Source organism: Neisseria sp. (genome assembly GCF_041804105.1).
Classification (GTDB): Bacteria; Pseudomonadota; Gammaproteobacteria; order Burkholderiales; family Neisseriaceae; genus Neisseria.
Map to the genome: position 1 here is coordinate 1 of NZ_JBHCJY010000026.1, position 12,203 is coordinate 12,203.

At 50.7% G+C, this 12,203-nt stretch carries 10 protein-coding genes; 6 read left to right on the plus strand and 4 right to left on the minus strand.

What is annotated here, in order from left to right; all coding sequences use genetic code 11:
• On the plus strand, positions 1-316 hold a 316-nt coding region (locus tag ACEYDX_RS02875; RefSeq protein ID WP_373740532.1), incomplete at its 5' end, for a P-II family nitrogen regulator.
• Positions 317-743: 427 nt separating this feature from the next.
• On the opposite strand, the gene ACEYDX_RS02880 is transcribed toward ACEYDX_RS02875, so the two are convergent.
• From ACEYDX_RS02880 to ACEYDX_RS02895, 4 genes are all read right to left on the minus strand, one after another.
• A complete protein-coding gene (locus ACEYDX_RS02880; protein WP_373740533.1) occupies positions 744-2,969 on the minus strand; it encodes an NADP-dependent isocitrate dehydrogenase in 2,226 nt (741 codons plus the stop codon).
• 234 nt (positions 2,970-3,203) lie between these two features.
• Positions 3,204-4,661, minus strand: coding sequence for a LutB/LldF family L-lactate oxidation iron-sulfur protein (locus ACEYDX_RS02885; RefSeq protein WP_373740534.1), 1,458 nt, complete (start codon positions 4,659-4,661; stop codon positions 3,204-3,206).
• Between the two features lie 5 nt (positions 4,662-4,666).
• The gene (locus ACEYDX_RS02890; protein WP_373740535.1) at positions 4,667-5,359 is read right to left on the minus strand and encodes a lactate utilization protein C; all 693 of its coding nucleotides are present in this window, start codon (positions 5,357-5,359) and stop codon (positions 4,667-4,669) included.
• Complete coding sequence (locus tag ACEYDX_RS02895; protein WP_373740536.1) at positions 5,356-6,129, minus strand: (Fe-S)-binding protein; 774 nt, start codon at positions 6,127-6,129, stop codon at positions 5,356-5,358. The genes ACEYDX_RS02890 and ACEYDX_RS02895 overlap by 4 nt, the downstream gene beginning before the upstream one ends.
• Before the next feature lie 494 nt (positions 6,130-6,623).
• Between ACEYDX_RS02895 and recA the strand changes: the two genes are divergently transcribed.
• From recA to cas5c, 5 genes are all read left to right on the plus strand, one after another.
• Positions 6,624-7,670 carry a recombinase RecA gene (gene recA / locus ACEYDX_RS02900; protein WP_373740537.1) on the plus strand — a complete coding sequence of 349 codons (1,047 nt, stop codon included), beginning with the start codon at positions 6,624-6,626 and terminating at the stop codon, positions 7,668-7,670.
• Positions 7,671-7,764: 94 nt separating this feature from the next.
• A complete protein-coding gene (locus ACEYDX_RS02905; protein WP_373740538.1) occupies positions 7,765-8,046 on the plus strand; it encodes a hypothetical protein in 282 nt (93 codons plus the stop codon).
• Positions 8,047-8,343: 297 nt separating this feature from the next.
• The gene (locus tag ACEYDX_RS02910; RefSeq protein ID WP_373740539.1) at positions 8,344-8,784 is read left to right on the plus strand and encodes a lipoic acid synthetase; all 441 of its coding nucleotides are present in this window, start codon (positions 8,344-8,346) and stop codon (positions 8,782-8,784) included.
• A gap of 81 nt (positions 8,785-8,865) precedes the next feature.
• Positions 8,866-11,334, plus strand: coding sequence for a CRISPR-associated helicase Cas3' (cas3, locus tag ACEYDX_RS02915; protein WP_373740540.1), 2,469 nt, complete (start codon positions 8,866-8,868; stop codon positions 11,332-11,334).
• 10 nt (positions 11,335-11,344) lie between these two features.
• Positions 11,345-12,079 carry a type I-C CRISPR-associated protein Cas5c gene (gene cas5c / locus ACEYDX_RS02920; RefSeq protein WP_373740541.1) on the plus strand — a complete coding sequence of 245 codons (735 nt, stop codon included), beginning with the start codon at positions 11,345-11,347 and terminating at the stop codon, positions 12,077-12,079.
• The last annotated feature ends 124 nt before the right edge of the window (positions 12,080-12,203 follow it).

A 12,203-nucleotide genomic window follows, 5' to 3' on the forward strand; every position in this document is an offset into this window, starting at 1 on the left:
CAAGCCGTTCAAACTTGACGACGTGCGCGAAGCGCTCACCGAAATCGGCATTACCGGCATGACTGTTACTGAAGTTAAGGGTTTCGGCCGCCAGAAGGGGCATACCGAGATTTACCGCGGCGCGGAATATGCGGTGGACTTTCTGCCTAAAGTGAAGCTTGAACTCGTGTTGGCCGATGCTGATGTGGAGCGTGCGGTGGAAACCATCATCGAAACCGCGCGTTCGGGCAAAATCGGTGATGGCAAGATTTTCATCATACCGGTGGAAGAAGCTGTGCGCATCCGCACGGGAGAGCGTTCGGAAGCTGCGGTTTGAGTATTAGGCGGTATGTGATGCAAATGCCGTGTAATTAAATACTGTTTTCGGGGCGTTTTAACGAATGCTTCAGGATCCGTTTTCAGACGGCCTGTACTTATTTTCCATATCCTTTTCCTTGTTCTCTGTCTCTGAAATTCTCTGTATCGGCACTCCCGCGAAGGCGGGAATCTAGGTTTGATGGTTGGGAACGGTGGCTTTCCTAACTAACGAATACTGAAATTCAAACTGCTGGATTCCCACCTGCTTGGGAATGACGGGTTTGTTGTTCAAGTAGTGCTTTATTTCAAAGGATACGGAGAATGTTGCGGTGCGGAGCGTGTTTGGGATATGCCTTAGGCCGTCTGAAAACCGCTTGGTTTAAAACAAAATATATAAAAAGGCCGTCTGAATTTTTTCAGACGGCCTTTGTGCAGTTGGGCGTATGTTACAGCGCGTCAATCACTGCATTAAGTGCAGCACTGGGTCGCATGGCGGCGGATGCTGCGGTTTCGTCGGGGGCGTAATAGCCTTTGATGTCCACGGCTTTGCCGCTGCCGGATGCGAGTTCGGCCAAAATCTGCGTTTCTTGTGCGGCCAGTTTTTCGGCTACGGGGGCGAATCTGGCTTGCAGTCCGGCATCTTGGCTTTGTGCGGCCAGAGCTTGCGCCCAGTAGAGTGCGATGTAGAAATGGCTGCCGCGGTTGTCGAGTTCGCCGGCTTTGCGTTTGGGCGATTTGTCGTTCAGCAGCAGTTGCTCGGTGGCAACATCCAACGTGTCGGCCAATACCTGTGCTTTGGTGTTGCCGGTTTTTTGGGCGCAATGCTCGAACGATACGGCCAATGCGAGAAATTCGCCCAAACTGTCCCAACGCAGATGGTTTTCTTCGAGGAACTGCTGAACGTGTTTCGGTGCGGAACCGCCCGCGCCGGTTTCAAACATGCCGCCGCCGTTCATCAAGGGAACGATGGAGAGCATTTTCGCGCTGGTGCCGAGTTCCAGGATTGGGAACAGGTCGGTCAGGTAGTCGCGCAATACGTTGCCGGTTACCGAGATGGTGTCTTCGCCGTTTTTGATGCGTTGCAGGCTGAACAGGCAGGCATCGACGGGAGCGAGAATACGGATGTCCAAGCCGGATGTGTCGCATTCGGCCAGATATTTGTTGACTTTGGCGATGATTTGCGCGTCATGGGCGCGCTTTTCGTCGAGCCAGAACACGGCAGGCGTGTTGCTCAGGCGGGCGCGGTTGACGGCAAGCTGTACCCAGTCTTTGACGGGGGCGTCTTTGGTTTGGCAGGCACGCCAAATATCGCCTGATTCTACTTCGTGGGTGGTCAGAACATTGCCGCTGCCATCTATAAGCTGTACCGTGCCGTCGGCTTCGATTTCAAAGGTTTTGTCGTGTGAACCGTATTCCTCGGCGGCCTGCGCCATCAGGCCGACGTTGGGTACGGTGCCCATTGTGGTCGGATCGAATGCGCCGTGTTCGCGGCAGAAATCGATAACGACTTGGTACAGTCCTGCATAACTGCTGTCGGGCAGCACGGCTTTGGTATCTTGGGCTTGGCCGTTTTTGTCCCACATGCGGCCGCTGTTTCGGATCATGGCGGGCATGGACGCATCGACAATGACATCGCTGGGAACGTGCAGATTGGTGATGTCTTTGTCGCTGTCCACCATTGCCAAATCGGGAGCGGCGGCGTAGGCGGCTTCGATGACCGTCTGAACGCCTGTGCGGGTGGTTTCGTCGAGTTTGTCGAGATTGGCCAGCAGATTGCCGAAACCGTTGTTCACGTTCACGCCCGCTGCGGCCAGTTCTTTGCCGTATTTTTCGAACACGGGTGCAAAAAACACTTTTACGGCATGACCGAAGATAATCGGGTCGGACACTTTCATCATGGTGGCTTTCATGTGCAGCGAGAACAGCACGTTTTTCGCTTTGGCATCAGCCACTTGCTCTTCCAGGAATTTGACCAGCGCTTTTTTGCTCATTACGGTGGCATCGATGATTTCTCCCGCCTTCAGGCTCAACGGCTTGCGCAGTTCTTTTTTATTGCCCTGTTTGTCGGTGAAAACGATGGAAACCGTGGTGGCTTCGGGTACGGTAACGGATTGTTCGTTATGGAAAAAATCGCCTGATGACATAGTGGCGACATGTGATTTGGAATCTTTGGTCCATGCGCCCATGCTGTGGGGGTATTTTTTTGCAAAGTTTTTTACCGCTTTAGGGGCGCGGCGGTCGGAATTGCCTTCGCGCAATACGGGATTCACTGCGCTGCCTTTGATGCGGTCGTAACGTTCGCGCACGGCTTTTTCTTCGTCGGTTTTCGGATCGGCAGGGAAATCGGGCACTTTGTAGCCCTGCGCCTGCAATTCCTTAATGGCTGCGGTAAGCTGGGGAACCGATGCGCTGATGTTCGGCAGCTTGATAACGTTGGCTTCGGGCTGGGTAACCAGTTTGCCCAACTCGGCCAGCGCATCGGGGATGCGTTGGCTTTCTTCCAGATAATCGGGGAAAGTTGCCAAAATGCGGCCGGCAAGGGAAATATCGGCCGTTTGGAAATCGATGTCGGCGTGTTTGGCAAATGCGCGGACAATCGGCAGGAACGATTTTGTCGCCAAGGCAGGGGCTTCGTCGGTATGGGTGTAGATGATGGTGGATTTGCTGCTCATAAATGACTCCGTTGTGAAATGGTGCCGACAAGATGTCCGGCAAAATAGGTTTTTCTTTTCTGCGCCAAACAACAGCGCCTGCGTATTATGGCACATTTTACGGGCTTGCGGATGCTCGGATAAGGAGCTGTTGGCGTGGTGTAAAGGCATAAGTCAAGGCCGTCTGAAAAGTTTTCAGACGGCCTTGGTTTGGCGGGAGGCAGTAATCTTAAATCTCTTAAATCAAAGATAATCCTATGTTTTGGAAGACTGTTTGCTTTCCCTTTCCGCCATCATTTCGTGCAGCGTTTTGGCGGCGGGCTTCATCGGGGTACGGTAGTCTGTCCAGCCCAGTTGTTTGCCGGGAGTCAGTGCGCGGAACGTAGTGGCTGCCCAACCGAAAGCCCGGTAGGCTTTTTTGCCGCTGAAAATGCCGTTGAAGGTGCGCCAAGCCATTTGTTCGCCGAAGTTGTGTGATGCACCTTGTCCGCGGACGGGATGGGGTACGGTTTCGGTCGGTGAGCGCTGTGCCTCTTGGCGTAAACGGATCATTTGTTCCGTAATAGGGATGCGGACGGGGCAGACTTCGTTGCATGCGCCGCAAGTAGAACAGGCGGTGGGCAAGTCGCGGGTTTTATCCAAACCGAGCAGGTGGGGGGAGATGATTTCGCCGATGGGGCCGGGATAGGTGGTTCCGTAGGCGGCTCCGCCGATTCGGGTGTAGACGGGGCAGTGGTTCATGCAGGCGCCGCAACGGATGCATTGCAGGGTTTTGCGCATCTGCTCTTCGGCATAGGCTTGGCTGCGGCCGTTGTCGAGCAGAACAAGGTGCATTTCCTGGGGGCCGTCGAGTTCTTCGCTGCGGCGCGGGCCGGTAATCATGTTAAAGTAAGTGGTAATCGGCTGGCCGATGGCACTGCGGGGAAGCAGGCTGTACAAAGGCGGGATGTCAGACAGTTTGGCCACGACTTTTTCGATGCCGGTAATGGCGATATGGACGGGCGGTACGGTGGTGGACAACCGGCCGTTGCCTTCGTTTTCGACCAGGCAGAGCGTGCCGGTTTCGGCAACGGCGAAGTTGACACCGGAAAGTCCGACATCGGCAGTGCGGTAGATGTCGCGCAGGGCATTGCGGGCAATTCCCGTCAGTTCGTCCACGTCGTCGGTTAACGGAGTGCCGAGGTTTTTATGGAAAAGTTCGCTGACTTGTTCCTTGGTTTTATGGATGGCGGGCATCACGATATGGGTGGGTTTTTCACCGGCCATCTGTACGATATATTCACCCAAGTCGCTTTCAATGGCTTTGATGCCGTTGTCTTCCAGATAATGGTTAAGCTCGATTTCTTCGCTGACCATCGATTTGCCTTTTACCATCAGTTTGCCGTTACGGGCTGTAATGATGTTGTGGATAATCTGGCAGGCTTCAGACGGCGTTTCCGCCCAATGGACTTTGACACCCAAGCGGGTCAGGTTGGTTTCAAGCTGTTCGAGCAAATCGGGCAGGCGCGATAAGGAACGGCGGCGGATGTGTTCGCACAAATCCCGGAGCAGTTGCAGTTCTTGTTCGTCTGACAAAGCTGCTTTCCTGCGCGTCATCAACATGTCCATGGCCGTGCGCAGGCTTTTGCGCAAAGGCGCATCGGCCAAGGCTTGTCGGGCATTCTGTTTGAAAGTTTCCGGTTTGGGATGGATGTGGATGGTTTGTGTGTTCATGTTATTTAGTCCTCCAAATCGGCAGGATTGATGTGTTGCGGCAAAATGGCCAAAACCACCATGTCCCGCGGGCCGTGTGCACCGTAGGCGAGGGTAAGCTGAATGTCGGCGGTTTTGGAAGGGCCGGATACCAGAACGACGTTGGTAGGCATGTTGTCTGCCATTTGTTCACCCTGCATGGCGGCATGGAATGTGTCGTAGATTTTGTCGGTACGGAACGTGCAGATATGCACGGGGGGAACAAGGCTCTGGCTGCGGGGTTCTTCCGGCGTCGGCCACAGCATCAGTGTGCCGGTATGTGCAATGCCGCAACGGGTGCCGGTAAAGCCTGCGTCAATGTCTTGGAAGAATGCGTCTTTCCAGTGCTCGATTTCCTGAGTAAAGGTTTTGACTTCGATACCGCTGTGTTCCAATGCGGCTGCCGCTTTCTGGCCGTCTGAAGTTTTAAGGGGCAGCAGAATGTTTTTCAGGCCTTTTTCTTTGGCTACCTGCAACAGGATTTCCGGCCAGTTTTGTTCGGTAGTCCAGTAAATTTCGGTTTTGACCGCACGCATGGCCTTGGCCCAATGTTTCAGGCGTTCTGTTTCATTTTCCCAATGCGGCGACATCTCCCCATAATATTCTTGAGTTTCAGGCTCTCGGATGGGGTATGTGTCGGCTTTGCGGAGCTTCGTAAAAATATTGTCGCGTGCACTCATGCTTTGCCTCCTGTTCGCTCCAGCAGGAAAGTGGCGATGTGCTTGGGCTTGGGCATTCCCGGCTCGCTTTTTGCGATTTTGCCGCCGATGTTCATCATACAGCCAGCATCGGCGCTGATGATTTCTACGGCTTGTGTTTCTTTGAGCGCGGCAACTTTGTCGCTGACCATCGCACCGGAAATATCGGGATGTTTCACGGAAAATGTGCCGCCGAAACCGCAGCATTCGCTTTCGTGGTCGTGCACCACCCGCTCTACATTCGCCAAACTGTCCACCAGTTGCCAGCCGGACAGGTGTACATTCATCTCGCGTCGTGCGGAACAGGAAGTATGTACGGCGACCTTTGCGGGTGTACCTTTGTCTTGCGGTTTATAGCCGATGGCCAGAAGGAAATGGGTAAATTCGATGACCCTGCCGGCAATTTCATTGGCTCTGGCTTCGTATTCACTGCCCTTGAAAAGCGTTGGCCAATGGTGCTTCATCATGCCGCCGCAAGAACCGGAAGGCACGACAATCGGCCAGTTTTCGGGAAACAGATCGAGCTGGGCTTTGGCGACATCAAAGGCTTTTTGGGGATGTCCGGATGAAAAAGCAGGCTGTCCGCAGCAGCTTTGCTCCATTGGAAAATGGATGCGGATGCCTTGCTGCTCTATAAGGGTAATAGCATCCATGCCTGCCTCAGGCATAAAAATATCAAGCAGACAGGTGCCGAAAAAGTAGGCATCAGACGGAACTGTGCCGGAGGGTTGGGGTGTTTGGTTTGTGTTCATTTGTGCTGTTCTCTGAATTGGTTTGACCAATTTCTATCTGTGTGGCGCATACTTTATGTAATTGGATGTAGCGGGTCAAGTATTATTTGTTTGTCGGATTTGTGTGGCCGAGTAAGTTATTTAGTGATAAAGCAAACCTGATTGGTAAAGGTCGCAAATATCCCTATCGGGTCATCGAGCCGGTTGCAAACTATGATACGCATCAGGCCGTCTGAAACATTTTTCAGACGGCCTGAACCGGATTGGGATGACTTTTCTTTACAAAATAATGCCAACAGAAGAAAATTACTTGGGAAATCAAACGGAATATTTTTATAGGACTGTATCCGGTACTTTGATCAAAATACAGTATACCGATAAAGTTGAGTTAGAATTAGATTTTTTTTAATAACTCAGATTTATTTTATTTTTGCTAATTTTTTGTTTACTTTTTCGGATTCGCAGGTATAATCCGTTGTAACGAATCCAATCATCCATTTTAGACGAGATCCATTATGTCAGACGAAAAAAGTAAAGCTTTAGCCGCTGCCTTAGCCCAAATTGAGAAGAATTTCGGTAAGGGTTCGATTATGAAGATGGACGGAAGCCATCAAGAAGAAAATCTCGAAGTCATTTCTACCGGTTCTCTCGGTTTGGATTTGGCGCTTGGCGTGGGCGGTCTTCCGCGCGGGCGTATCGTTGAAATTTTCGGCCCCGAATCATCCGGTAAAACCACGCTTTGTTTGGAAGCAATTGCCCAGTGTCAGAAAAACGGCGGTATATGTGCCTTTATCGATGCAGAGCATGCTTTCGATCCTGTTTACGCCCGCAAACTCGGTGTAAGAGTAGAAGAGTTGTATCTTTCCCAACCCGACACTGGAGAACAGGCTTTGGAAATCTGCGATACACTGGTTCGCAGCGGCGGTGTCGACATGGTTGTGGTCGATTCGGTGGCGGCACTTGTGCCCAAAGCTGAAATCGAAGGTGAAATGGGGGACAGCCATGTCGGTTTGCAGGCCCGTTTGATGAGTCAGGCTCTGCGTAAACTGACTGGGCACATCAAGCGTACCAATACACTGGTGGTATTTATCAACCAGATCCGCATGAAAATCGGTGTGATGTTCGGCAGTCCCGAAACCACAACTGGCGGTAATGCCTTGAAATTCTATGCTTCCGTTCGTCTCGATATTCGTCGCACAGGACAGATTAAAAAAGGTGACGATGTCATTGGTAATGAAACCAAAGTCAAAGTCATCAAAAACAAGGTTGCTCCTCCGTTCCGTCAGGCTGAATTCGATATTTTGTATGGTGAAGGCGTAAGTTGGGAAGGCGAGCTTATCGATATCGGCGTTAAGCATAATCTGATTGAAAAGTCTGGTGCTTGGTACAGCTATAACGGTGCCAAAATTGGACAAGGAAAAGATAACGTCAGAGTATGGTTGAAAGAGAATCCAATAGTAGCCGATGAAATCGATGCGAAAATCCGGGCTGCCGTAGGCATCAATATGGATATTACGGAAGGCCGTTTGGATGAAACCGACGGAGAACAACCGGAAGAATAAACGTTATATAGGCAAAGGCCGTCTGAAAACAGATTTTCAGACGGCCTGCCGTTATTTACCATGAGAGTTTCAGAGTAATTACGGAAGGCTCATAATGAACAGTAATCCGAATATGAAGTTGCGCTGGCTGGTGATCTGTCTGATTCCGCTTGTCAGTATTGCGGCTTTTACCCTAATGCCGCCTGAAGATAAGGCACAATACATGATTAATGGCATTATTTTGGCATGTGAAGCCACATTTCTCTTTAAATTTGTCCTATTCGAAACCATTAAGCATCATCTTAAAGACGAGCCGGAATGGAAACGGCAAACGTTATTGCTATTTATCCCTATTTTTTTGTTGATTGGCTATACGGTTTATTATTTTCTCCACTGATTACCATCAGAGATGATATATATTGTGCCGGTTATGGTTTGAATGGTGTTGACAGAATGGACGGGTAAATATGGAACAGGAAAAAATTTACTACGCTATTATTGTCTTACTTTGTGCTGTGTCCATGTTACTTAGCCCGTTTTTCTATATAAGGCGAGAATATCGGAATCAATCCAGAGTAAGTAAGCCGAAGCAATGGAAGATTATTTTTATTGCCAATATTGTTATGTGCATTATTCTCATGGCTGTATGGTGGTTATTTTATAAAAACTGATTTAAACACATAAGGATAGTAAAATGAAACTCACAAAAATTGCTGTGCTTTTAATTTGTTGCTTCAATATTCATTCTTTGCCTGCTTCTGTCGTGTATGAATGTACCGATAGTCAAGGTAATCGTATTTATTCCCAGAGTTCAGGGAAAAACTGTAAACGCCAAGATTTAGGCAAACCATCGGTCTATACCCCGCTACTTGCCAATAAGCCGTCTGAAACTTTTTCCAACCAAGTACATAGTCAATCTTTGGCAGAACAACAGATTGCTCCAACGGTTTCTTCTGCAAATATAGAGGCAGCCCAAATCAAATTACAAGAAGCCCGCCGTGCTTTAGAAGAGGGCAGGAAGATACGTTATGGTAATGAGCGTAACTATGTCCGTTATCAGGAACGTATTCAGGGGCTGGAGAATGCTGTCAAAGAAGCTGAGCAGAATCTTACTAAACACCAAAACAGTAAATAACCATAAAATATTAATGACGGAATTTATTTTATGTAATATTTTAAGAATATCATCATCATTGTGCTTGTATAGGATAATTTTATGAGCTATATCGCACATGTTCGCTATACCGATCACAACATCCAAACCGTCGAAATTCACCTTACAGAAACCGCAGCAATCTCCCGCAATTTGGCCGCCAAGCTAAACTTGGCCAGCGCAGGCGAACTGCTTGGTCTAATGCACGATTTCGGCAAATATGCGTTGGCGTTTCAGGAATACATCAAAGCGGCAACAGGTGTAAATCCTGATATTGATGTGGAAGATACGCTTCCGAACGGCCGGAAAATCGACCACTCCACCGCAGGCGCGCAGTGGGTATATGGCCGTCTGAAAAAGTTCGGGGCGGCAAACGGCATCGGGGAGTTGGTCGGGCAGATGTTGGGCTTGTGCATTGCGTCGCATCATGGGGCGGGGTTGATTGACTGTTTAAATCCTGAAGGTGAGACAAAGTGGCTTGAGCGTTTTCAAAAAGACGATGCGCTGACGCATTTGGCGGAATGCGAACGCAATGCTGATGAAGCGGTAAAATGGCAGGCGGAGCGGTTGGCAAGTGAAGATTTGGTCAAACAATTGTTTTCCGTATTAAAGCCGATCGTACAGCCGATGATTATTTCTTTTCAGGAAGAACGTGCGACAGGAAGGATTAAAACCTCTCATAAAATTGAGGAGTTCTATCTCGGCTGCCTGACCCGTTTCCTGTTTAGTTGCCTGATTGATGCTGACCGCATCAACAGCGCCGATTTTGAGCGCGAAACGCAGAAAGATTTGCGCCGTTTGACGGAGAAGCCGGATTGGCAGGAGGCGATCGAAAGGCTCGAAAGCCATTTGGCAAATTTTGAAATCCGTTATACCATCGACCAAATCCGCCGCGATATTTCCGATGCCTGCCTGAAACGCGCCGCCGACCCGCAGGGCATTTATACGCTGACCGTGCCGACGGGTGGCGGCAAAACCTTGGCGAGCCTGCGTTATGCGCTGCATCATGCGCAAAAGCACCATCTCGACCGCATCATTTACATCATTCCCTACACTTCCATCATCGACCAAAATGCCCAAGCCGTGCGCGACATTCTCGGCGAAGATTGGGTACTCGAACATCATTCCAATCTCGAGCCTGAAAAGCAAAACTGGCAGGACAAACTGCTGTCGGAAAACTGGGACAAGCCGATTGTTTTTACCACCATGGTGCAGTTTCTGGATGCCTGGTTCGGCGGCGGCACGCGCGGCGCACGGCATATCCATCCGATGACCCGCAGTGTGTTGATTTTCGACGAAATCCAGACCCTGCCGGTGAAATGCGTGCATCTGTTTTGCAATGTGCTCAACTGGCTCACGCAGTTCGGTAAAAGCAGCGCGGTGTTGTGTACGGCAACCCAGCCGCTGCTGGATAAATTGCCCAAATCGGAATTCGGCGAATTGAGGCTGGCGGATGATCCCGAAATCATGGGCGCAAGCCAAGCATTGGATCAATTGTTCGCCGATTTGTCCCGTGTGGAAATCTCTTACCGGCCAAAAGCAGGCGGCTGGTCGGTGGATGATGCGGGTGCGTTTCTATTGGAACAGTTTCAGGCAGTCTCAAGCTGCCTGTTTGTCGTCAACACCAAAAAATGGGCGCAGGAGCTTTACCGATATTGCCAACGCCAAAACGTGCCGCCCGAAGCCCTGTTTCATCTGAGCACCAACCAATGCGCCGCACACCGCAAAACCCTTTTCGATGAAATCAAACGCCGTCTGAAAAACCAAGAACCCGTCATCTGCATCAGCACCCAGTTGATTGAAGCGGGCGTGGATATTTCGATGGCCTGCGTCATCCGCGCATTGGGCGGGCTGGACAGCATTGCCCAGGCAGCGGGGCGTTGCAACCGCCACGGCGAAAAAGGCGGCAAAGGACAGGTGTATGTGCTGAACCTGCAAGAACCGAATTTGGCGCAAGTGCTGCCCGATATTCACATCGGCCAGTGCAACGCCGACCGCGTGCTGCGCGAATTTGCGGGGCAGGATATTTTGCAGCCTGTGGCGATGCAGCAGTATTTCCAATACTATTTTTACAGCCGCAGCGGTGAAATGGCGTATTCCGTCAAAAACAGCGCATCGGGCAGTCTGCTGGACTGGCTGTCCGATAACCGCCTCAACGCGTATTCACCGAAAAACGACAAGCGCACCAAGCCGTTTCCTTTGCTGATGCAGTCGTTTAAAAGCGCAGGACAGGCGTTTGCCGCGATTGACGCGCCGACCCGTGCCGTAATTGTGCCGCACGGCGCAGGCAAAGATTTGATTGCCGAATTGTGCGGCGCGTGGAATCCGAAAGAAATGTACCGCACTTTGCAGGCCGCGCAACGCTACAGCGTCAACGTGTTTCCGAATGTGTGGGACAAGCTGGAAAAAGAACAAGCCATACAGGAAGTGCAGGCGGGTTCGGGCATTTATTATTTGAAAGACGAACATTACAGCGACGAATACGGATTGTCGGTTCAGCAAACCGGCGAAATGACGTTTTACGATTTATAGAAGGAGCAATATGAACAACCAAATCACTTTCCGCGTATGGGGGCGGCAAGCCTTGTTCACCGACCCCGTCACCAAAATCGGCGGCGAAAAATTCAGCTACCAAGTGCCGACGTACGAAGCGCTTAAAGGCATTTTAAAAAGCATTTATTGGAAGCCCACGCTGATCTGGCATATCGACCGCGTGCGCGTCATGAAGCCCATCCGCACCCAAAGCAAATCCACCAAACCGCTGGACTGGAACGGCGGCAACACCCTGGCGATTTACACCTTTTTGCAGGACGTGGAATACCAAGTCGAAGCGCATTTCACCTGGAACGAAAACTGGGAAGAACTTAAGGGCGACCGCATCGCCGGCAAGCATATCGCCATCGCCGAAAGAATGCTGGATCGCGGCGGGCGGCAGGATATTTTTCTCGGCACGCGCGACTGCCAAGGCTATGTCGAGCCGTGCGAATTCGGCGCTCCCAGCCGCGACGGGGAAGCGGGTTTTTACGATGAAATCGACAATCTCGATTTCGGCTTGATGTTCCACAGTTTCGGATACCCCGAAGAAACGGGCAAAAACGAACTTGTCAGCCGCTTCTGGGCGGCGAATATGCAGCACGGCGTGATTGAGTTTCCAAGCGTGAACGACACAGGCCGTCTGAAAACCCGCTTTATCCGCGCAATGCAGCCTGAAAAACCGTTCAAACGCGGCGAGAACGTGAAGCCGGTGGAAGACGAAGCCAAGGAGTTGGGATTATGAGTTGGATGCAGAAATTGTATCGGACGTATGAGTTTGTCCAAAACCAAGGGCTGGATGGTGAAGAATTAGCGTTGCCGTTTCATATTCCTAAAGCAGTTCATTTGAAAGTTGTTTTAAATGAAGA

Bases quoted from the DNA above. Each gene is read 5' to 3' on its own strand.
- ACEYDX_RS02880 (WP_373740533.1), bottom strand. From the start codon at position 2,969: ATGAGCAGCAAATCCACCATCATCTACACCCATACCGACGAAGCCCCT.
- cas5c (WP_373740541.1), top strand. From the start codon at position 11,345: ATGAACAACCAAATCACTTTCCGCGTATGGGGGCGGCAAGCCTTGTTC.
- cas3 (WP_373740540.1), top strand. From the start codon at position 8,866: ATGAGCTATATCGCACATGTTCGCTATACCGATCACAACATCCAAACC.
- ACEYDX_RS02910 (WP_373740539.1), top strand. From the start codon at position 8,344: ATGAAACTCACAAAAATTGCTGTGCTTTTAATTTGTTGCTTCAATATT.
- ACEYDX_RS02895 (WP_373740536.1), bottom strand. From the start codon at position 6,129: ATGAACACAAACCAAACACCCCAACCCTCCGGCACAGTTCCGTCTGAT.
- recA (WP_373740537.1), top strand. From the start codon at position 6,624: ATGTCAGACGAAAAAAGTAAAGCTTTAGCCGCTGCCTTAGCCCAAATT.
- ACEYDX_RS02905 (WP_373740538.1), top strand. From the start codon at position 7,765: ATGAACAGTAATCCGAATATGAAGTTGCGCTGGCTGGTGATCTGTCTG.
- ACEYDX_RS02890 (WP_373740535.1), bottom strand. From the start codon at position 5,359: ATGAGTGCACGCGACAATATTTTTACGAAGCTCCGCAAAGCCGACACA.
- ACEYDX_RS02885 (WP_373740534.1), bottom strand. From the start codon at position 4,661: ATGAACACACAAACCATCCACATCCATCCCAAACCGGAAACTTTCAAA.